Source organism: Pauljensenia sp. C0170B4, from assembly GCF_056590235.1.
In genome coordinates, this window is the sequence record NZ_JBWPVS010000009.1 from 27,320 (window position 1) to 49,041 (window position 21,722).

General features: G+C 60.7%; 19 protein-coding genes. 9 read left to right on the plus strand and 10 right to left on the minus strand.

Going from position 1 to position 21,722, the window contains the following annotated elements; translation table 11 throughout:
* Nucleotides 1-146: 146 nt before the first annotated feature.
* Complete coding sequence (locus tag AC1EJ1_RS09930) at nt 147-2,642, minus strand: Rne/Rng family ribonuclease (protein ID WP_480295779.1); 2,496 nt, start codon at nt 2,640-2,642, stop codon at nt 147-149.
* Between the two features lie 486 nt (nt 2,643-3,128).
* On the opposite strand from AC1EJ1_RS09930, the gene AC1EJ1_RS09935 reads away from it, so the two are divergent.
* The 5 genes from AC1EJ1_RS09935 (at nt 3,129) to AC1EJ1_RS09955 (ending at nt 11,171) form a co-directional block, all read left to right on the plus strand.
* The gene (locus tag AC1EJ1_RS09935) at nt 3,129-4,688 is read left to right on the plus strand and encodes a cytochrome ubiquinol oxidase subunit I (protein ID WP_285014688.1); all 1,560 of its coding nucleotides are present in this window, start codon (nt 3,129-3,131) and stop codon (nt 4,686-4,688) included.
* Nucleotides 4,689-4,699: 11 nt separating this feature from the next.
* On the plus strand, nt 4,700-5,830 hold the full coding sequence (cydB, locus tag AC1EJ1_RS09940; RefSeq protein WP_285014732.1) for a cytochrome d ubiquinol oxidase subunit II: 1,131 nt from the start codon (nt 4,700-4,702) through the stop codon (nt 5,828-5,830).
* 114 nt (nt 5,831-5,944) lie between these two features.
* Nucleotides 5,945-7,705, plus strand: coding sequence for a thiol reductant ABC exporter subunit CydD (cydD, locus tag AC1EJ1_RS09945; protein ID WP_285014686.1), 1,761 nt, complete (start codon nt 5,945-5,947; stop codon nt 7,703-7,705).
* The gene (gene cydC, locus AC1EJ1_RS09950) at nt 7,702-9,462 is read left to right on the plus strand and encodes a thiol reductant ABC exporter subunit CydC (RefSeq protein WP_480295780.1); all 1,761 of its coding nucleotides are present in this window, start codon (nt 7,702-7,704) and stop codon (nt 9,460-9,462) included. Before cydD ends, cydC begins: the two co-directional genes overlap by 4 nt.
* Entirely contained in the window at nt 9,459-11,171 is a 1,713-nt protein-coding gene (locus AC1EJ1_RS09955; protein WP_480295781.1) for a sensor histidine kinase, read from the plus strand. The genes cydC and AC1EJ1_RS09955 overlap by 4 nt, the downstream gene beginning before the upstream one ends.
* Before the next feature lies 1 nt (nt 11,172).
* On the opposite strand, the gene AC1EJ1_RS09960 is transcribed toward AC1EJ1_RS09955, so the two are convergent.
* From AC1EJ1_RS09960 to rsmD, 6 genes are all read right to left on the minus strand, one after another.
* Nucleotides 11,173-11,787, minus strand: a complete 615-nt coding sequence (locus tag AC1EJ1_RS09960) for a response regulator (protein WP_058236871.1) — start codon at nt 11,785-11,787, stop codon at nt 11,173-11,175.
* Between the two features lie 73 nt (nt 11,788-11,860).
* Entirely contained in the window at nt 11,861-12,601 is a 741-nt protein-coding gene (rnc, locus tag AC1EJ1_RS09965) for a ribonuclease III (protein ID WP_480295782.1), read from the minus strand.
* A complete protein-coding gene (locus tag AC1EJ1_RS09970; RefSeq protein ID WP_058236496.1) occupies nt 12,594-13,160 on the minus strand; it encodes a YceD family protein in 567 nt (188 codons plus the stop codon). The genes rnc and AC1EJ1_RS09970 overlap by 8 nt, the downstream gene beginning before the upstream one ends.
* A complete protein-coding gene (locus AC1EJ1_RS09975; protein ID WP_480295784.1) occupies nt 13,153-13,863 on the minus strand; it encodes a hypothetical protein in 711 nt (236 codons plus the stop codon). Before AC1EJ1_RS09975 ends, AC1EJ1_RS09970 begins: the two co-directional genes overlap by 8 nt.
* Nucleotides 13,864-13,883: 20 nt before the next feature.
* Nucleotides 13,884-14,399, minus strand: a complete 516-nt coding sequence (gene coaD, locus AC1EJ1_RS09980; protein ID WP_480295785.1) for a pantetheine-phosphate adenylyltransferase — start codon at nt 14,397-14,399, stop codon at nt 13,884-13,886.
* Nucleotides 14,396-14,965 (minus strand): 16S rRNA (guanine(966)-N(2))-methyltransferase RsmD, encoded by a 570-nt coding sequence (gene rsmD, locus AC1EJ1_RS09985; RefSeq protein ID WP_058236493.1) that lies wholly within the window; start codon nt 14,963-14,965, stop codon nt 14,396-14,398. The genes coaD and rsmD overlap by 4 nt, the downstream gene beginning before the upstream one ends.
* A 71-nt stretch (nt 14,966-15,036) precedes the next feature.
* Here rsmD and AC1EJ1_RS09990 point away from each other — a divergent pair, with 71 nt between their 5' ends.
* Together AC1EJ1_RS09990 and AC1EJ1_RS09995 are read left to right on the plus strand one after the other, a co-directional pair.
* Nucleotides 15,037-15,180: a hypothetical protein gene (locus AC1EJ1_RS09990; RefSeq protein WP_480295787.1), complete on the plus strand. Its 144-nt coding sequence runs from the start codon at nt 15,037-15,039 to the stop codon at nt 15,178-15,180.
* Nucleotides 15,177-15,500, plus strand: coding sequence for a branched-chain amino acid transporter permease (locus tag AC1EJ1_RS09995; RefSeq protein WP_480295788.1), 324 nt, complete (start codon nt 15,177-15,179; stop codon nt 15,498-15,500). Before AC1EJ1_RS09990 ends, AC1EJ1_RS09995 begins: the two co-directional genes overlap by 4 nt.
* Here the strand turns inward: AC1EJ1_RS09995 and AC1EJ1_RS10000 are convergent.
* Both AC1EJ1_RS10000 and AC1EJ1_RS10005 read right to left on the minus strand, forming a co-directional pair.
* Nucleotides 15,497-17,668 carry an ATP-dependent DNA helicase RecG gene (locus AC1EJ1_RS10000; RefSeq protein ID WP_480295790.1) on the minus strand — a complete coding sequence of 724 codons (2,172 nt, stop codon included), beginning with the start codon at nt 17,666-17,668 and terminating at the stop codon, nt 15,497-15,499. The genes AC1EJ1_RS09995 and AC1EJ1_RS10000 overlap by 4 nt on opposite strands.
* Entirely contained in the window at nt 17,665-19,242 is a 1,578-nt protein-coding gene (locus AC1EJ1_RS10005) for a hypothetical protein (protein WP_285014672.1), read from the minus strand. The genes AC1EJ1_RS10000 and AC1EJ1_RS10005 overlap by 4 nt, the downstream gene beginning before the upstream one ends.
* Before the next feature lie 216 nt (nt 19,243-19,458).
* On the opposite strand from AC1EJ1_RS10005, the gene rpmB reads away from it, so the two are divergent.
* The gene (gene rpmB, locus AC1EJ1_RS10010; RefSeq protein WP_058236488.1) at nt 19,459-19,653 is read left to right on the plus strand and encodes a 50S ribosomal protein L28; all 195 of its coding nucleotides are present in this window, start codon (nt 19,459-19,461) and stop codon (nt 19,651-19,653) included.
* Nucleotides 19,654-19,811: 158 nt separating this feature from the next.
* On the opposite strand, the gene AC1EJ1_RS10015 is transcribed toward rpmB, so the two are convergent.
* Nucleotides 19,812-21,311 (minus strand): proline-rich domain-containing protein, encoded by a 1,500-nt coding sequence (locus AC1EJ1_RS10015; protein ID WP_285014669.1) that lies wholly within the window; start codon nt 21,309-21,311, stop codon nt 19,812-19,814.
* Between the two features lie 2 nt (nt 21,312-21,313).
* Between AC1EJ1_RS10015 and AC1EJ1_RS10020 the strand changes: the two genes are divergently transcribed.
* The coding region (locus tag AC1EJ1_RS10020; protein WP_480295792.1) for a hypothetical protein at nt 21,314-21,722 on the plus strand (409 nt) is incomplete at its 3' end.

Genomic DNA, 21,722 nt, shown 5'->3' on the forward strand with positions numbered 1-21,722 from the left:
AATTGCCTGTGATACTGAGGCGTATCGTCTGGCAATCACTCGCTGGCGCCTTGGTGCGCCGAGGATCAAATTTACCCGAAAACAGGACCCGTGGGCAAGCCGTCAGAGCCGAAATCCAGCACTCACGGCTGTGCAATTCCACACGGTTATGACGCTGAAGGCTCAATGACGCCACGCGATGCCACCCGGCGGCGACGTCGCGTAGGGGTGGAGCGCTTCGTGGCATCAGGCAGCTGAATATCGTCCAGCGAAGTCACCGCGTGATGACGTTCGGGCTGTTCATCGGCCGGTTCGGGCTCCAAAGTAGGCTCCGGTGTCGGTTCCGGGGTGGGAGTCACCGGTTCCGGCTCGACCGTCTTTCCGGTCGAGGCGCAGCGACGTCTCCTCGGCTGAGCGGGCTTGTCCTGTTCACTGGCAGCCTTGGTCTGTCCGGTTTCGGTGGACGCCGCAGGCTGACCGTTTGGACCGCCCTGACCATCCTGACCGCCCTGGCTGTCCTGGCTGTCCTGGCTATCGTCCTGATCTTTTTCGTGTGCGTGGCTCGCTGCCGCCGCGATGGCATTCAGCGCTTCACGCGCACGCTTGGAGCCGGGGCCATCCTCGTTATTCTTCGTCTCTCGCCTGGAGCGGCCCTTCTGCTTGTTGTTGCTGTGCGAGGCAGGATCCGCGCCAGGCGTTTCCACGGGGTGAGTGTGCACGATGAAGCCCTTGCCTTCGCAGGCCTCACACGGTGTGGAGAATGCTTCAACAAGGCCCTCCCCCACGCGCTTTCGCGTCATCTGCACCAGACCCAGCGAGGTGATCTCAGTGACCTGGTGGCGAGTGCGGTCACGTCCCAGGCACTCAACCAGGCGGCGCAGGACGAGGTCACGGTTGGATTCAAGCACCATATCGACAAAGTCGATGATGATGATGCCGCCGATGTCACGCAGACGCAGCTGACGCACGATCTCTTCAGCGGCCTCCAGGTTGTTGCGCGTGACGGTTTCTTCCAGCGTGCCACCGGCTCCAATGTACTTGCCGGTGTTGACGTCGATCACCGTCATCGCCTCGGTGCGGTCAATAATCAGTGTGCCGCCGCTGGGCAGCCACACCTTGCGGTCCATGCCCTTGGCCAGCTGTTCATCGACGCGGAACTCAGCGAAGACGTCATTCGTGCCGACCCACTGTTCGACGCGGTCAGACAGTTCAGGCGACAGCTCTTCGACGTATGTGCTGACTGTTTGATACGTGTCCTTGCCCTGAATAATCAGCTGAGCGAAATCTTCGTTGAAGATGTCACGCACGACGCGGACAGCCAGTTCGGGCTCGCCGCGCACCAGCGTCGGGGCCGACTTCGTGTTCTTCTCACGCTTGGTGATGTCGTCCCACTGCTTCGACAGGCGCTCAACATCGGCAACGAGCTGTTCTTCGGACGCACCTTCGGCCGCGGTGCGAACAATAACACCGGCCCCGGCCGGCATGACCTTCTTGAGGACTTTCTTCAGGCGTCCTCGTTCAGATTCTGGCAGCTTGCGGGAAATACCCATCATGGAGCCGTGCGGAATGAAGACGAGGTAGCGTCCGGCCAGCGTGATCTGGCTGGTCAGGCGGGCACCCTTGTGGCCGATCGGGTCTTTGGTGACCTGCACCAGCACCGCGTCACCGGACTTGAGTGCCGATTCAATTCGACGAGGGCGACCTTCCAGGCCCACGGCATCCCAGTTGACCTCACCGGCATACAGTACGGCATTTCGGCCTCGGCCAATATCGATGAACGCAGCTTCCATCGACGGCAACACGTTCTGGACGCGACCCAGGTAGATGTTGCCGACCATTGTCTGGTGGGTGCGTCGAGCCACGTAATGCTCGACCAGCAGGTCATCTTCGATCACTGCGATCTGATCAAGGCCGTTATGCTGGCGAATGATCATCTTGCGGGTGACTGACTCGCGCCGCGCCAGGAACTCCGATTCGGTGATCGTGTGACGTCGGCGGCCATCGCGGCGTCCCTCACGGCGACGCTGTTTCTTCGCCTCCAGGCGAGTTGATCCCTTCAGCGCGGTGACCTGATCGTTGCTGTCAGAGGAATCACCGGACTGCGAGCGTGAACGCCGCCGGCGACGACGGCGTGAAGATCCCTCGGACGATTCTGACTCGGAGGGAGCAGAATCACCGTCCTGCGCGGACGAATCCTGAGAATCTGCGGAATCTGACGTCGAATCTGGCTCTGCCGACTTGCGGGAAGACTTCCTTGAGCGCTGTGATTTCCCGGAGTCCTGCTTGCGGTCCTTCTTACCGGAGTTACTCTCACCCGAATTGTCGGCATTGTCGTCGGAGCTGCCCTGCGCGCCAGACTTTCCAGACGATGACTTGGAAGAGGAGGACTTGCCTTTCCTGTTCTTACCTTTGCCGTCGTCCTGGGACTGCGAGGAGTCCTTGTCCTTGCCCTTATTCTTTTGACGCGAGCGTGAGCGTCGGGGTGATTCCTCGGACGAGTCCTGCGATGATGTCGAATCGTCCGAGCGGGATGGTGCGGGAGCCGGCTCGGTAAAAGTCGGCGCTTGAAATAGCAGGGAGGCGGCAGGCACGTGTGCTGCCGATCCCTCGTGTTCGGTCGTTGTCACTTTTCTCCAATTTTGGAGGGGATCCACACGCACCATGGATCCACCCGTCGTCGCCCACGTGGGCGGAAGCGTTCAGGCTCGCGCAAAGCACGATAGCGTACACAGCGGAGCAACCGACTTAAGCAGTCGCGGTCGACGCAGTACGCCCGTTACGAGGGTGCTCTCGCAACGGCCTTGGTTACCCCTATTGTGACACAGGCGAAGTGCCAACGGAATAAGAAGCGCTGAGGCGGGTGGCACATCAGCCGGTTCAATGCCTGAGCGACGCGGCACATGTGAGTGCCGACTCCACGTCACACGAAATAGGCAACACTCTTGTTTCCTATTCCGTTGCCACCTGGAAGTTTCACCGCTCCTTGAAAGTGAAGATGAAACAGCGAATCAGCGCAATTTCGGCGATTCTGCCATTAACCACCTGGTCAATGAGTTATCTTCTTGACATGACGTCATGTCAATCGCGTGGCGCCGTATATCCGTATTTCTATCGACAACAACGATTCCGTCACCGGAAAGGCGAGCATCATGACCCTGCTTCCGGCAGCGTTTGACACGCTGACGCTGGGACGATGGCAGTTCGGTATCACCACGGTGTACCACTTCCTTCAGGTCCCCCTCACAATCGGGCTGTCGCTCCTCGTCGCAATCATGCAGACGAAGTGGCACAGGTCCGGAAACGAAACATGGCTCAAAGCCACACGTTTCTTTGGCAAACTCTTCCTAATCAACTTCGCGCTCGGTGTCGCGACAGGTATCGTCCAGGAATTCCAATTCGGAATGAACTGGTCGGAATATTCCCGCTACGTGGGCGACATCTTCGGTGCACCTCTGGCAGTTGAAGCACTCCTCGCATTCTTCATGGAGTCCACCTTCCTGGGCCTATGGATCTTCGGTTGGGGTCGACTGTCCAAGGGCATGCACCTGGCCAGCATCTGGCTCGTCGCAGCAGGCACCACGATTTCAGCACTGTGGATTCTGGGTGCGAACTCGTGGATGCAGCACCCCACCGGCGCAGTGTTCAACCCTGAAGTGGGCCGCGCTGAACTCGATGGTGCAGGCGGCTTCCTCAAGGTTGTGACCAACCCGGTCCTCCTGTGGGAATTCACCCACGTCCTCACCTCCTCCTGGCTGATTGCCGGCACCCTCGTTGCAGGACTTGGCCTATGGTGGATGACACGCGCAGCCCGCGAAGGCGGTGCTGAAGGCGAAAAGCAGGCTCGCGATATCTGGCGTCCGATTGCACGCTTTGGTCTGGTCGTCGTCATCGTCGGCGGTCTGGGCACCGTCGTGACCGGTCACTTCCAGGGCCAGGAAATGGTCAAGCTGCAGCCCATGAAGATGGCAGTTGCCGAAGGCGTCTGTGTTGACACAGAATCTGCCGCTTTCACTGTGGCACAGTTCGGTTCCTGCCCTCTCAACGGCGAATCACAGCCCACCAAATTTATCCAGGTTCCCGGTGTCACATCCTTCATGTCGCACAACTCCTTCAGCGCTGAGGTTGAAGGTGTGGCCGACATCCAGGCTCGCCTCGTGGAAACCCTCAATGCCAACGAGCACTTCGTTGCACAATACGGTGACGCCTCACAGTACGATTTCCGCCCGCCTCAAATGGTGACCTTCTGGACCTTCAGGCTGATGATTGGCTTCGGTGTCTTCGCCGCAATCATGGCCGTATGGGGCCTGTTGGCAACGCGCAAGGATCAAATCTCCACCAGCGCCGCACTGGGCAAGTTCGCCCTGTGGACCATCCCGACGCCGTTCATTGCGGCATCCCTGGGCTGGATCTTCACTGAAATGGGCCGCCAGCCGTGGATCGTGCATCCGAACCTACCAGGCCTGGCCAACGCCGATCCGGTCGGCAACGTCATGCAAATGACATCAGTTGCCGTTTCCACAACGATCCCCCCGATCCAGGTGTTCCTCACCATGGTGATCTTCACGCTGCTGTACGGGGTTCTCGGCGTGGTGTGGTTCCTTCTGCTCAAGCGCTACGCACTTGAAGGCATCTCATCGGCTTCTGAAAAGACAGCTCACGATGACGATGCTGACAACGAAGCAGTCGGCGCACTGTCGTTCGGATACTGAGGAGGTAGACACTGATGCTAAGTATTCTCTGGTTCATCCTCATCGCCGTTCTATGGATCGGCTACCTGGTTCTCGAGGGATTCGACCTCGGTGTTGCAATGCTCCTTCCGTTCGTCTCCAAGAACGACAAGGAACGCACCACAGCACTGAAGACCATCGGACCCCACTGGGATGGCAACGAAGTGTGGCTGCTCACCGCTGGTGGCGCCATGTTCGCCGCATTCCCCGAGTGGTACGCCACAATGTTCTCCGGCATGTACCTCGCACTGTTCGTTGTGCTCGTCCTGCTGATCCTGCGTATCGCCGCTCTTGAGTGGCGCTCGAAGATCGCAACCGAAAAGTGGCGTGCAATGTGGGATCGCTTCCACGTTGTCGCCGGCTACGGTGTTCCGATCCTCATGGGCTGCGCATTCGCCAACCTGGTGCACGGCATGAAGATCGAGGTCGTCACCCGCGCCGGCGAAGTTGTGCCCCCCGAGCAGGTCACGCCTGAAGTTCTGGCGAACGCATCGCACCAGCTGACCGGCGGCTTCTTCTCACTGCTCATGCCGTTCAACCTGCTGGGCGGCATCGCAGTGGCAGCAATCTGCTTCTCGCACGCAGCACAGTTCCTGTCCCTCAAGACAGACGGCATCCTGCGTGAGCGTGCCAACGCAATCTCAGGACCCGCCTCCATTGCCGCGACGGCTCTGGCAGCTGTGTGGGTCCTGTGGGGTCAGTTCGCCTACGCAACATCGGCAACATCCGTGTTCGCGTGGATTCCGCTGGTCATCGCCGCCCTGGCGTTGATAGCGGCCGCAGCCTTCTCACAAAAGCAACTGCGTCGCGAAGGCTGGGCATTCATTTGTTCCACCGTCGCCATTGCCGCCGCTGTGGCGTGGATCTTCACGATCATGGCACCGAACGTCATGAAGTCCTCGATTGCACCGGAATACTCCCTGACAATCGAGCAGGCATCATCGACGACCGGCACACTGACGGTGATGACAATCGTCGCGGTTTGCCTGGTTCCCGTTGTCCTGGCCTACACGGCATGGAGCTACCACACGTTCCGTCGTCGTATCTCGACAAAGGACGTTCACGAAAATGCGGGACTGCTGCCTCAGAAGATTCGCCTGGGCGAAAACTTCCTGGCTGGATAGTTTCGCGCTCGAACGCTGACAAGGGTCACGGTCCCCGGCTCCAACGGAGCCGGGGACCTTCCCTATTGCGCGCCCTTTTGGGACTTCGTACCCACAACTGGCACAATAGAACGTGTGAAACCTCTTGATCCGCGACTACTGAAATACGCACGTTCAGCACGGGTCCACATCGTCTTCACCGCATTTCTGGGTCTGCTCACAGCAGCTCTCGTCATCGTGCAGGCCCTCCTGATCTCCCGGGCCGCCTCCCCCGTCATCGAGGGAACAGCGGATTTGCGTGACGTCATGCCGACGATTGGCCTGTTGATCGGTGTGCTGGCTGTGCGGGCGGCGACGATCGGCCTGCGTGAAACGCTGAGTCAGCGCGCCGCAGAAAAAGCAGTGCGAGAGATGCGCGGCGCAGTCCTCGACCATGTTGAAAAACTTGGACCACGTTGGCGTGCTCGTCACGGAGCGGACGTAGCCACCCTGGCCACACGCGGTCTGGCGGATCTGGAGCCCTACTTCATCAAATACCTCCCTCAGCTCATCCTCGCAATGACGGTCACCCCCCTCGCGCTGCTGACGATGCTCCTGCTTGATTTCTGGTCAGCCCTGATTGCAGCGATCGTCATCCCGCTGATTCCGGTTTTCATGATCCTCATCGGTCGATTCACGCAGGAATCATCACGGCGCAAACTTGCCTCCATGGAACGGCTCGGCTCACAATTGCTTGACCTGATGGCGGGCCTGCCCACGCTCCGAGGCCTGGGGCGCGAAAAAGGCCCGATGGCGCATATGAAGCGCCTGGGGGCGGAAAATACGCGCACCACGATGGCGACGCTGTCGGTCGCCTTCCTGTCTGGAGGCGTCCTCGAATTTCTCACTACTCTGTCCGTGGCGCTGGTTGCGGTTGAGGTAGGCATGCGACTGGTGGGCGGAACCGTATCGCTCACCGTCGGCCTGACCGTCATCATGCTGGCCCCTGAAGTATTCGAGCCGCTGCGCCAAGTCGGCGCACAGTTCCACGCATCAGCAAACGGAATTGCCGCCGCGGAAGCCGCCTTCGACATTCTGGAAACGCCCGTAACCGAACACGGCGCACACCAGTCACCCGACATGAGTTCGCGCGACATCATCATCGAGGACCTGTCTGTTGCCGCCCGGCAAGTGTGGGCACCTCATAGTCTGAACGCCACGATCCAATCGGGCACGATCAACACCCTCGTCGGCCCATCCGGAGTCGGAAAAACAACGACGGTTATGGCTCTTCTGGCACTGGAACCACCTACCCGAGGGCGGATCCTCATCGCACAGCCGGATACCGGCACAGATGAACCTGTAGACCTGGCCGACATCGATCCACACTCATGGTGGACCCAGGTCACGTGGGTTCCACAATCCCCCACGTTCGTTCCCGGCACCATCCGAGACGTCATATCGCACGATGTCACTGATCAGCAGCGTGATGCCGCCAGCAAGGCAACCGGGTTCGACGCGGTGCTCGACAAACTACCCGACGGATGGGACACGCAGATCGGATACCGCGGTGTCGGCCTGTCAGTGGGTCAGCGTCAACGCCTTGCCCTCACGAATGCGCTGCTCGATCCGGCCCCTATCGTCATCCTTGATGAGCCGACGGCGCACCTGGATGCAGTCAGTGAACACGTCGTGGTACGCACCCTAGAGCAGATGAAAGCGCAGGGGCGAACGGTCATCGTCATTGCGCACCGCCAGGCCGTCGTTGCGGCAGCAGACCATGTCATTACCGTCTCGGCGCAGGCAGCAACTGCTCAGGATGCCGAGGAGTACCCCATCCTCACGCAGATTGAGCAACTGGAAGACCTGAGCGTGACGCTGCCCGGATTCCTCGACGAATCGGAGGCGGTGAAATGATCCTGTTTCTGACGCAAAAAGAACGGCGCGCTGTGCGCCGCGTCATCGACCTTCTGGATGTCGATAAGAAGAACTTTATTCTGTCGGTTCTGTTAGGAGTACTCGGTTTGGGCGCTGCAATCGCCCTGTCCGCCACCTCTGCCTGGCTGATCGCGCGCGCCTCCCAACACCCGCCGGTCCTGTACTTGACGGTCGCGGCCGTCGCGGTGCGCCTGTTCGGCATTTCTCGCGCGCTGATGCGGTATCTGCAGCGCCTGGCCAGCCATCAAGTCGCCTTAACGGGAATGGATGCGCTACGGCAGAACGTCTACCGCATCCTGTCCACTACCCGCGTCGACACCGTTGCCAAGCTTCAGCGCGGCGACCTGCTGGCACGCACCGGTTCGGACGTAGATGAAGTAGGCAACCTGGTCGTCAAGTCACTGCTCCCCTCGATTGTCACCACCATCGTGGGAGTCGGGACCGTCATTGGAATCAGCCTGCTCAGCCCTGCCGCCGGGCTGATCCTGCTCCTGTGCCTGCTGGTCTCCGGCGTTATCGCGCCCGCATTGAACATGTATGCAGCCAGAGAAGCCGAGATGTCGTCGCGTCACGCGCGCACGCAGCTGTCTGAATCTGTTGTCACCGTCATGGATGGTGCCAGTGAACTGCAGATCCAGGGCCGCCTGGCTCATGTGCGCGAACGGATCGAACGCATTGAGGATTCCCTCGTCGCATCCACACGACAGGCAGCGTGGCCGGCCGGTTGGGCTGCTGCGCTGGATCGACTGGCCATGGGTGCTGCCGTCGTGGGAGCACTGCTGGTCGGCATCCCGCAGACACGCTCGGGCGCGCTTGCCGCGGTGGCACTGGCGGTGATCGTACTCACACCACTGGCCGCATTTGAAGGCACCGCGGAACTTCCAGGCGCAGCCGTTCAACTTCTGCGTTCTGCCGACGCTGCAACGCGCATTGTGGATCTGCTGGGCGAGGGGGACGCGCCTCAAACTCATCCCATTGCGCACACCGGCGCCACTCCTCGAGTGGTTGCGGAAAACCTTGCGATTGGGTGGCCTGACGGACCGACCATTGCGCGTGGAATCTCGCTGGACATCACCGTGGGGTCCCATATCGCCATTGTGGGACCGTCCGGCATCGGTAAATCGACGCTCCTGTTTACGCTCGCCGGTATGCTTCCGCCCAAGGAAGGGCGTGTCACGATTGACGGCGTGGACGCGTGGCAGGCTGATCGCGACGACGTGACCCGCCGCATCACGATGACCGCCGAAGATGCACACATTTTTGCCACGACCGTCTATGAGAACATCCGTGTTGCCAGGTCGGACGTGACCCGTGAAGAAGCCCGGCAGCTGCTGGAGACGGCTGGATTGGGACAGTGGTGTGATGCCTTGCCGGCAGGGTTGGACACGCTGATCGGCTCTGGAGGCACCACAGTTTCCGGTGGTGAGCGCCGCCGACTGCTGCTGGCCCGCGCGCTGGCTGCTCCTGCCCCGCTTGTTCTGCTGGACGAGCCTGCCGAGCATCTGGACGCGACAACCGCTGACGCCTTGATGGATACACTGCTCAGCCCGACTGACCAGGGACGCGGCATCGTGGTCGTCACGCACCGCCTGTCGGGCCTTGCCAAGGCTGACCAGGTAATCGTTCTGGAACAGGATGAGGACGGCATCGCACATGTCGTGGAATCGGGCACTCACGACCAGCTCATCGCTCACGCTGGAAACTATCGGTGGGCACTGCAGCAGGAGGAACAGTGACACCACCAACACACACGAATGACACCTATGCGGACTCGTCGATCCTGCAGGCTGTACTGGACCTGACGGCTTCACTGGAACTGGATCCGATTCTGACAACTTTCGTCGATCAGTCGTGCCTGCTCACTGGCGCCAGGTGGGGCGGCGTGGCCGTGCTGGACACGTGGGGACGCACCGCGCGGCTGGTCGGTCACGGAGCCAGAGCCCAGGAACTTCACACGCAGCCCCTGATCGAAACGCTCACGGCGCATATCCCGCCCCATGAGCCGTTGGTCATACCTGACCTGCTCAACCCGAACGTCGATTTCGAACTTCCCGCCCAACCAGCCGACGCTGGGTCCTCCTCACCGATTGACAACTTCCTGGGAATCTCCCTCAACGTGCACGAACAGGTGTTCGGGCGCCTGTTCCTGACAGGGCGCGTCGGCGGTTTTACCGACGAGGACGTCGCAACGGTGAGCGCGCTGGCACGCGCAGCCGGACTGGCAATCGAAAACGCTGAACGATTCGCACACTCACGTAACCGCGAACGCTGGATCTCAGCCTCACAACGCCTGACAACAGCAATGCTGGAAGGAACCGACGAGGAAGAAGCCCTCGAACTCATTGCGCACACCGTGCGCGACGTGTCCCACGCGGATACCGCAATCATTGTGCTGCCCTCCGTGGGCGACACGTATGCGGCGGAGATCACCGACGGCTACGACGCGGATCGATTGCTGGGACTGACCTTCCCGAAAGAAGGCCGCACCATGTCCGTGCTGAGGGAAGGCACCGGCATGATGGTTGATTCAATGGAGCACGCACAGATCATGCGCGTCCCGGAATTCACGAAATTCGGCCCCGCGCTGTACGCGCCCCTGAAGGCTCGTGGCGAAACGTCTGGTGTCTTGATCCTGCTGCGCAAACCCGGACGCCAGGAATTCGCCCAGTCAGACCTGCCGCTGGCTGAATCCCTCGCATCCCAGGCCACCCTGGCATTGGAGCTGGCATCGGCGCGCCACATTCAAGACGTGGAAACCCTGCTCGATGAACGCTCACGTATCAGCCGGGACCTGCACGATTTCGCGATCCAGCAGCTGTTCGCGGCGGGGATGAGCCTGGACGCGGCCCGCTCAAAAGTCAGGGAAGAAGAGGCATCGACCGACGAGGTGTCGTCGATTCTGGATCAAGCACTGGCCTCGGTGGATGAAGCCGTGCGCCAGATCCGTGCCATCGTCCACGGCCTGCGCGAGCCCGACCAGAATGTCGGTCTGGTCGAGCGCGTCCGTCAGGAATCTTCCCTGTCACGCTCCTTCCTCGGATTCGCGCCCTCCCTCGTCATTTCACTGGACGGAACGGCGATTAACGAGGACGAAGAAGCAGAAGACGCGATGGTGAGCGCCATCGAAAACATGCTGTCCGATGATGTGGGTGATGATGTGGTGGCTGTCGTGCGTGAAGGACTGTCCAATATTGCGCGGCATGCGCACGCAACGGCGGGGCGCGTCATTTTGGAAGTGACGTCCCCATCCGATGACACTGCTGGAGAAGTGTGCGTGCGTGTGGCTGACGACGGACGCGGAATCGACCCGCACCGCACACGCAATTCCGGCCTGTCCAATATGCGTGAGCGCGCCCGACGTCACGCCGGCAGTTTCGTGTTCGGCGCAGGTATCGACGGCGCAGGTGCAGAAATTATCTGGCGCGCGGAAATCGACCCGGAATAGGTCAGTTACGCCAGGCCGCCGCTCGCTGGCCCGCCACCCAGGCTGCCACCTGCGTGCGACGCTGCAGACCCATCTTCGACAGCAACGACGTAATGTGGTTCTTCACCGTCTTTTCGGCCACACCGAGCTTCTCTCCGATCTCACGGTTCGACAGGCCATCGCCGATCAGCTCGAGCACATTGCGCTCAGAAGGTGTCAGGTCAGCTGTAGGGTCATCGTGATCAGCGCGGCGACGCGTCACAGTGCGCTCATCGAGCAGGACACGCCCTTCTGAAACGGCGCGGATCACGTCAGTGATTTCAGCTCCACGCACTGTCTTCAACACGTAGGCGCGTGCCCCTTTTTCAAGGGACTCAGCCAGTGCCTCGTCATCATCGAACGAGGTCAGCACGATCGGGCGGATTTCAGGATGGTCAGTGCCCAGACGGTCCATAATGTCGATGCCGGTGCCATCTGGCAGCTGCAAGTCCACCAGGATAACATCCGGGCGAACCAGATCGGCGCGGCGCAAAGCGTCGGCCACGGTGCCCGCTTCTGCAACCACTTCCAGGCCATCGGCCCGGTCGACGATTTCAGCAATTCCTCGACGCACAATCTCATGATCATCGACGATCATGACGCGAACATCTGGACGTTCAGGATTTTCGTTACTCATCACATGTCCCATCATAGTGTGCCTGGCGGCGCGATCATTCCATGGGGTAATCCGGGTCAAGCCGCGCGATCGCAGCTCGAGCCGCCGCATTTTCAGCGTGCTTCTTCGACGTGCCTTCCGCTGTTGCCAGCGCCGACTTCTCATAGCCCACCTCACCGAAAGCAACGGTGGCGGTGAAGCTGCGCTCATGATCCGGGCCGGTGCTGGTGACCTGGTAGACGGGCTGCTCGTGACCGTGGTCGCGCGCATATTCGCTCAGCGTTGTCTTCCAGTCCTGCATCTGTCCGCGCACAACAGCGCGATCCAGCAGGTCAGCAAGCTGGTGGAGCACGATCTGACGAGTCTTCTCAAACCCGTGTGTCAGAAACGTTGCCCCGATCAGCGCTTCGAGCGCGTCGGAGAGGATAGAGTCCTTGTCACGTCCACCGTGAATATCTTCGCCCCTGCCCAGGTACAGGAAATCACCCAGGTGGATGCGCCGCGCGACGTATGCCAGAGGCTCCTGCGATACGGTGGCCGCACGCATGCGCGACAGGTCTGCTTCGCTGTGGTCAGGGTGATCCTCGAACAGGCGGGCTGCCACCACGATGGACAGGACAGAATCGCCCAGAAATTCCAGGCGTTCATTATGCGCAATCCCGCCGGCCTCATAGGCGAAAGATCGGTGAATCAGCGCGCGGTGCAGCAGCGAGGGGTCAACCTCAATCCCCCAGTTGCGTTCCAGCTCAGCCGTATCCACATTGACAGGTTCAGGAAGTTTCGAATGCTTAGCCACGATCCTGCCCGTCCTGTACGTTCAGATCATCCAGCAGCTGCGCAAGGGAAGCCATCCGAGGGTCAATAACCTCATGGTGATGATCCTCAGGCAGATCATCCAGACGCTCACCGCAATGCGGGCACAGCCCCTGACAGTCCGGACCGCACAGTGGTTGCGGATCAATCAGCGGCACGATTGCGTCACGCAGCATCGGTTCCAGATCCAGCATGTCGTGCGCACTGATGACAAGGGCGTCCTCGTCACCTTCCGGCTGCTGATCGTAATAGACGACGCTTTCGTCCACGTCCGCTTCCTGCACAATGTCATCCAGGCAGCGCACGCATTGACCCTCCAGGTCACACTGGCAGCGTGCGCGCACCAGGACTCCCTCGTCAATGGACGTGATGTCCACGGTGACGGGGACGAGCGCGCCTTCACGAATCGCCATCATCGGGGTGCCGATACCTGCGGGCACGTGCCACTGCAGCTCATAACTGCGGGTCGTTCCAACGCGGCGCGGCACGTCGCGCAGTGACACGGTCAGTGAGGATGCCGCTACCGGTTCGCGTTTACTCATCGTCAAGGGAGATATCCGTCTTTTCCTGGCTGGCGCGCTCCAGAATGGTGCGCTGACCGGCCTGCGCACGTCGATGCAGATCCGACAGCACGTCGGACAGCTCGCCCAGGGACTTCACAACGTAGCGGTCGGCACCTTCGCGCAGTTTGCGCGCATCGTTCTTCGCTTCACCGACCAGTTGGCGTGCACGATCTTCCGCCATGTGGGAGATTCGGTCACTCGCGATGAGGCGTTCAGCCTGAGCGTTCGCATCACTGAGCGTGTTTTCAGCGTCGGAGCGGGCCTGATTGGCAACATGTTCAGCCTGTTCCTGCGCGTGGGCCACGGTGCGTTGTGCCTTGTCCTGCGCCTCAGCGATCATGTGCTCGGCCTGCTCACGCGCCTCATCAGTGAGGGTTCGTGCCTGCGTGCGGGCCTCCGTCAGCGTCATTTCAGCGGCCGAGTCAGCCCGGCCCAGCACGGCGTCGGCGTCAGCGACGAGGGCGTCTGCTGCAACCAGGTCTTCAGGCAGCGCGGCTCGGGCCTGTTCAATCAGATCAAGGATCTCAGCGCGATTGACCATCACGGATGCTGAAAGTGGAACCGAACGAGCCTCTTCAACCAGTGCTTCGATCTGTTCGAGCGCCGCGATCACCGTCGATGGGCCATACACTTCCGAGCTGTCACTCGGCTCGTCAGAAGGGACGTTCTCGTCGTAAGCCATTGTGTCCTCCGCCTGTTGCCTCATGAGTGTCTATGAGTCTTATTGTCCGTCAACATCGGCACAATTGCCGGTGGAACATACCGAGAAGCGTCCATTTGCCACGCCAACAGTTCGCGCACGATGCTGGAGGAAACGAGTGCCAGCTCCGGCGCGGTAGGGAGGAACAATGTTTCCACCTCACCGTGAGTGCGGTTCACCCACGCCTGGACCTCTTCCCACTGCATGTCGGCAGCGTTTCGGATTCCCTTGACGATCACGCGTGCCTGGTGGGAGCGGCAAAAATCAATCGCCGTGCCGTCCATTTTCTCCACACTGATGCGGCCGGCGATGGCGGGGTTCAGATCGGCACACGCTGCCTGCGCCATGCGGATACGCGCCGCAGAATCGAACATCGTGGTTTTCGCCAAGTTGATCCCCACCGCCACGATGATGCGGTCCGCGAAGCGTGCAGCGCGTTCGATGATGTCGACATGGCCGCAGGTGATGGGGTCGAAGGATCCCGGGATCACTGCGATGAGTGGCTGGCGTTGCGTCATGACTCCACCCTATCGGCACGGCCAATGAACCACGCGGCAGTCTCACCCCAGTGACGGTGATCTTCGCACACCAGGCCATCCGGCAGGTCTGGCGCCTGTGAGCGGGTTGATCGCTCCACAATGACGAGGGCGTCTGGCGACAGGTGCGCCGCGAGTCCGGCCAGCACGGCCGCGAGCGCATTTTGTGCCAAATCATAGGGAGGGTCCACGAACACCAGGTCAACCGGGCTGCTCACGCGGCCTGACTGCACAAACGCCAGCGCGTCGAGGGTGTGGATGCGCGTGCGATCTTCGTAGCCCATCATCGCTGCGTTCGTACTCATGGCGCGGGCAGCCTGACGTGAACTGTCCACCATGTCAGCCCGGGCTGCTCCGCGTGAGAGGGCCTCGAAGGCCAGCGCTCCCGACCCTGCGTACAGGTCCAGTACCGCTACCCCATCGCACATATTCATGGCATCCAGGCGTGAGAACAGTGCTTCGCGCACGCGTTCCGATGTGGGCCGCGTTCCGCGTGCAGGCACCTTCAGTACGCGCCCTTTTGCCTCTCCGGCCACAATCCGTGTCATGGGACCTACTCTACTGGTTCGCAGCGTGGACATACATCGCGGCCACTGGCCCTCGTGCCACCATAATTTCGGTGAGCATCGGACACGACGTGGCATATGCGGGGCGCCTGGGCGTGGCGGCCGCGATTGTTGTGCCCGGATCAATGCTGGTCATCGCCATGTCGGCCTACGTGCTGGTTCTGGTTGTCATGTTCGCCGCGAAGGAGAGGCGATGAATACGATGTATCTGATTGCGATCCTTGCGGTAGCCGGTCTTGTCACCGTGTTGCTGCGCGCCGTGCCGTTCGCGTTGCTCGCCCCGATCCGCGAATCTCGCCTCATCAAGTGGCTGGGCAGGCGCATGGCTGTGGGCATCATGGCCATCTTGAGCGTCTACACGATGATGGATGTTGCGTGGAGCGACCTGCAGGCAACAGTGCCGACACTGGTCGCCCTCGTCGTGACGGTCGGACTGCACCTGTGGAAACACAACCTCATGATTTCGATTCTCAGCGGAACAGTCGTGTGTATCGCACTGTCAGCAGTGGTCGGCTAGGAACGCTCCATCCACGCGACCTGTGAGGACAGTCGCGCTCTGATGACTCGTTCAAGTTCGCTGTGATCGGCCAGTGTGGGGTCTGCGCTGATGGTGCGTCGCGCAGCGTCACGCGCCTGCTCGATAATGTCGCCATCTCGTGAGACCGACAGGAAACGCAGTCCCGAGGTGCGCCCTGACTGTTGGGCGCCGACCACGTCGCCTTCTCGACGTAGCGTCAGATCCACGCGCGCCAGCTCGAATCCGTCTGTCGTGCGCGCGAAGGCCTCGAGCCGTTCGCGGGCTGGTGCCGACAGGTCGTGGCGGTGTACCGCCATGCACACGCTGTCTGAATCCGAGCGTCCGACACGGCCGCGCAACTGGTGCAGCTGTGAGAGGCCAAATTGCTGGGCGTCAATGATGACCATCATGGTCGCTTCGGGCACATCCACTCCCACTTCGATCACTGTGGTGGACACGAGGACAGGGGCGCGACCCGCAATGAAGTCATCCATGATGCGGGTCTTGTCAGCACTGCCGATTCGTCCGTGCAGTTCCTCGATCCCGATACCCCGTAACGCTGTCTGGGTGCGCAGTGCGGCCGCCACCGCGTGGACGGATGCGAGCGGTGGACGGTGGTCAGCTGCATCCGTGTCTTCGACGTCGTCTCCCTCGTCAATACGTGGACAGACGACGAAAATGCGGCCGCCCTGGTCGATCTCTTCGCGGGCGCGTTCCCATAGACGCTGCATCCACGCCGCGTTGGCCACATCGACTAAGAATGTGCTGACGGGGCGACGCCCCGGTGGAAGCTCATTGATGCACGTCTGGTCCAGGTCACCGAACACGGTCATCGCGACAGTTCGCGGAATGGGCGTGGCGGTCATGACCAGTTGGTGCGGGATCGTCAGCGTGGCAGCGGTGGCCGCGCCGCGCAGGTGGTCACGCTGGGCAACACCGAAACGATGCTGCTCGTCGACGACAACCAGGCCCAGGTGCGCGAATGTGACGCTATCTTGCAGCAACGTGTGTGTACCGACCACGATCATGGGCTGGCCGTCAGCAAGGTCGCGTTCCAGAGTGCGGCGCTCGGCGCGCGGAGTGGAAGCTGTGAGCAGTTCGATGCGTGGCGCGTGGGTGGTCATCCGCGCGATCAGGGCATGCAGGGACTGGTAGTGCTGCTCAGCGAGGACCTCGGTGGGTACCAGCATCGCCGCCTGGAATCCTGAATCCATAGCCTGGCACATGGCCAGTGCCGATACCACCGTCTTACCGGATCCCACGTCGCCTTGCAGGAGGCGCTGCATGGGGCGTTCGCGCATGAGGTCACGTGAAATGGCCTCCACCGCTGCTTCCTGGGAGCCCGTCAAGTCGAAAGGCAGGGAGTCGCGTAAAGCCTGGACGGCACCGTCATCGCCTCGCGGACACACCGGCGCCCTTTCCATGTCACTACCGCGTCTGACGCAGGCCAGCCCAGCCTGCAGTGTGAATGCTTCACGCCACGCCATGTGCGCGCGGGCAGTTTTCCAGTCCTCGCGGCTGTCCGGCTCGTGCAGTGCGCGCAACGTGGTGACCAGATCAGGCAGACCAGCTTCACGGCGAATCGTTTCCGGGACGGGGTCAGCCAGGTCGCCCTCGTGCATGGACTGAAGCAGAAAAGACACAGCGCGCTCAATGGTCCACGAATTGAGCGAGGCAGTGGCCGGGTAAATGGGGATGAGTCGCTGGCTGCGTTCAACGATCTCCGGAATCGTGGCGTCCTGCGCGCCTTCAAACTGCGGATTTGTCAGCTGAACCTTCCCCTTGTAGGAACCGACCTTGCCGGCAAACAGCATGCGCGCACCAGGTTCGAGCAGTCGTTCGTGGGGCGCGAGGCGATAGCGCGTGGAAGCGAAGAACGTGGCGGTGATCGTCTCGGACCCATCGGTCAGTTCAACCACGAAGCGTACCCCTTTGCGCGTGCGGTTGGGCATCATCTGGGCACTGAGCACTTCAGCGAGGATCGTCACCGTGTCCCCTTCGTGCAGCGAACTGATCGGTGTGAGCGAGCCCCACTGGTCGAGCCTGCGTGGCCCGTACGTGAGCAGGTCAGCCACCGAGATCAGATCGTGTGCGGCAAGTTTTCGCGCCGTCGAGGCGGGCAGACGCAGCGCAAGGGGGACGTCGAGGGAGGTGGAAAACCCGTTCATACGGTCAGTCCCTGAATAATGCTGGGGCCTGCCTGCCCGCCGTCAATTACTTCGAGCTCATTGATGTCAGGTGCCAGCATCTGACGAACCGTTGCCGTCAGGTTCGGACCGTCGGCAGCTCCGATCAACAGACGCACGCGTCTGGGGGCGCGCGCCTTGACTTCCCGCACGGCAAGAGGAAGTTGCTCATCCGCATCATAGGTAATGGCCAGGGCGAAGCTGGCTGCAGCTGCGCGCGCTGCTGACTGAGTCAGCATGGTCTGCATGACAGGTGCGACGGTGGGTCCGCCTGGCTGTGGGACGAAGGCGCTGGCGCACGCTCGGGTGCATTCCAGCGCTGTCAGGTCGTCCTCGCACGGGGCGACAATGACTGTGTGGGGCGATACATCACGAATACGTTCGGCACGTGCGCGGCTGGCACTGTCGCAGGCGGCAATGAGCGACACTCCTGTTGACGAATGCGCGAGGGCGCAAGTGATGGCCTCAATGTCCTGGTCACTCGGGTCGAGCAGTGTCAGTGCTCCTGCCTGTGCGAGGTCTTCGACAAGGCCGGGTGCATGAGTCATCGCTATAACTGTGGCGCGTTCGATGCGCTGGTGGGTGCGGCGTTCGAGGAGCTGAGCGCCGCGATGCGTCACACCGTCACTGAGCGTGTCCACGCCGATGAGTTCGTCGGGTCGGCCGTCACGGACCATAAACCGGGTGACGGTGCCGTGGGGTGGTCGAACTGCCAATGGCGCCGATGTGTCGATGCGGAAACGCCAGGTGCCATAGGCAAACAAATCGGTGGCTCCCACTGCCGCCCACCGAGCTTCCAGTGCATCAAGATAGTCGCCTGCATTCGTGGCATCGTCAGTACTGCCTGCCACAATCATGTCCACATTGAAGGCGTCGCGCGGGCGGACAGCGGTCGAAACCAGGCGCGAATGTGAATGAGCCAGGTCGCTCATCATACGTGCCAGTGAGTCCAGGATGGCTGGATCGTTACGCATGGTGCAGTCCAGTGATGCGGCGATGACGATCAGGGCTGCTGCACCTGCGTCGATATAGTCATCAGTGGCGTTGATCAACCCATACTGCAATTGGCTGGAATACAGGGAGACGAGGTCGCTCTGATCAGGAACCGTTGCTCCCAGAACCTCGAGTTCGCTGGTTGCCTCATCAAACATTGCAGCAAGGGCAGGTGCGACATTCACGTGGGCGTCGGGCGCATCCCAGGGGGCGGATGTGAGCATCCGTCGCACGATGATCGGATTGAGATCTGCGCCGGATTCTTGTCGCAGGGCGTGTGCCCAGGCACTCCATAGAGCGGTAATGAGCAATCCGACGTGTCCGTGCCCTGTGCGGATCCCCTCGCTGACCAACGTGTCGAGGTAATCAGCCAGAGGCATGTCCGGGTCAGTTGGGGCGAGGCGGCTCATGGATTCCACTGTCAGAAGCGCGTTGGTGCCCGTGTCGCAGTCGTGGGAGTTCCATCCATCGAGGTCATCCAGGAAGGGACGCAATTTGGCCAGTTCCGTGGCGGCTGTTGTCAGCGTGAGTGCCAGCGTGTGTGCTGAGAGTTCACCGGTCACGGATAGGCCTTTCGCTATGAGTAGTCACGGGTGATCCTATCGTCTCACTTTTGGTCGCCCGCGCGCAGATGTGGTGGAACTGACACAGGCAATGTGGTTCAAAGAGTTGGAGAATAGGCCTGTCATCAGCTACCATTTTGTGGTTGCTCGTGGTGGATTCGCACCACATCGACTGTCTCATTTGGGACGATAACTGACTACTTAGAGGAGATCATCGTGGCTTCCGTATGCGACGTTTGCGGCAAGGGACCGGGCTTCGGTAAGAGTGTCTCGCACTCCCACAAGCGCACGAATCGCCGCTGGAACCCGAATATCCAGCGCGTTCGTACCTTGGTTGACGGCACACCCAAGCGACTGAATGTGTGCACGAAGTGCCTGAAGTCTGAACGAGTGGCGCGTCACACCCGCTGATACGCTGCTTTCTGATTCGCCGTCTACAGTGTAGGCGGCGAATTTTTTGCGCCTGCGGCAGGAACCGGGCGCATCTGAAAAGTGGAGATGGTCTCCGATCTGACCGAAGTCAGTTCGGAGACCATCTTCATTTCAGTGATCGATTCAGCGACTCACTTTCACTGCTGAGGTGAGGAGTCTTGCGGCGGATACGGCGGTTCTGCCTGGTTATCGGCTGATCCTGACGGGTCCTGAGCCGGAGGCTGGTACCCCTGATTCGGGTACTGCGAACCGAATTCCTGCTGGTAAGGTGCGGCCGCCCCTTGCGGGTACTGGTTGTACTGCGCCGAGTTTTGGGGGCCTTGAGGAGCGTTCATGCCCTGTTGCATCCCATTTCCGTACCCGTACTGCTGCTGAGGAGCAGCTTGAACCGGAGCAGGCTGCTGACGCCAGGCTTGCGCCGTCTTCTTTCCAGCGAGCAACGGCAGCAGTGGAGTGTCGACCAATGCTTCGGGAAGAATCTCGGCCAGCAGTGAGGCGAGGAAGAGTCCAAGGATGGCGACCGTGAACGGCGTCCACCATGACATGCCGAGAGAAGCACTCTCACCGAACATATGCATCGTAACGTTGGAAAGCCACAGGCCAACAATGAGCCACGCCAGAAGGCCGATGACTGGCATCTGCCAGATCCTGGCCCACTGAATCGAGCCGGTGCGCGTGCGTCGAGCCCCGATGTGGATCGCCATTGCGATGATGGCGACGATGGCGAGGATGAAACCGATGACCGCGGCGATGGGGTGGAAATTCCAGATCATGGCAGTGCCACTGCCACCGTAGGATCCACCCGAACCGAACATGTCCATCATTGAGCCACCCACCGAGAATCCACCGAAGAAGCACATGCCTGTAATCCAGATGATGATGTTGGCCAACAGCGGCAGAACCAGCGTGACGGACACGCCATCTGTCTTGGCAAAAAACACGATCCCGAGAATCAGAGCGAAGGGAGCGAAGATGGCGAAGAGCACCGCATGTGCCTGAACGAATTCGCGAGCACCAGTAAGCAGCTCAGCAACAAACTTATTGTCTTTCCAGCTGGCAGGAAGAAATTTACGAGTAAAGAAAAGCGTGATCCCAACGAAGAATGTCACGTTCAGGAAGATGTGGAAGAAACCGGGTCCCATTGACAGGCTGCCGAGGTTGTCAAAGGACAGGTCACCGCCGTCGAGCGGTGCGACAAGCCGCAGCCTCCAAAAACCGAACAGGATCGAGGTAACGAGGCCAATAGCCAGAGCTTCCAGTACCGTGCGGACCAGGTGGGCAACAAGGTTAGTGTCATCGCGCTGGACTTTGAAGAATCGTTTGAGCACGACCCAGATCAGCGTGCAGATGACAGCCCAGGCGAGGATGAACAGCACTGAGAGTGTTCCTCCGGCTATTGTGAAGCCCATAGCCTGAGCACCTGCAAAGATGTAGCCTCCCAGCACAACACCGGCGAATACGAGGGGCGAGGGGCCCGACAGTATGGAGTCATCTGAGCCGGCCGCGCCGCCCATCGCCGATCCCAGAGGCATGAGGAACAGGCCAAAGATGAATGAGACGACGACGAGCACCCCCAGCACGGCGCCGAGGGCAGCAAGGCCGCGCCCATTGGCAAATCCTGCCTTGAGCTCGCCCATAAATGCTGGCGGGAGCACTGGTTTTGCTGGTTGCGCAGGCTGCTGCGCGTATGGCTGGCCCGGCTGCTGGTACTGCGGCTGTTGCATGGGCTGTGGAGCATAGGGCTGGCCCGACTGCGGTGCAGGCTGCTGAGCGTATGGCTGGCTCTGTTGCTGAGGAGCGGGCTGAGCATAAGGCTGCTGATACTGCGGTTGCTGCGGCGGAACCGGTTGCTGGTACTGCGGCTGTTGCATGGGCTGTTGAGCATATTGCTGGCCCTGAGGCTGAACGTATGGCTGCTGAGCGTAGGGCTGGCTCTGTTGCTGAGGAGCGGGCTGAGCATAAGGCTGCTGGTACTGCGGTTGCTGCGGCGGAACCGGTTGCTGGTACTGCGGCTGTTGCATGGGCTGTTGAGCATATTGCTGGCCCTG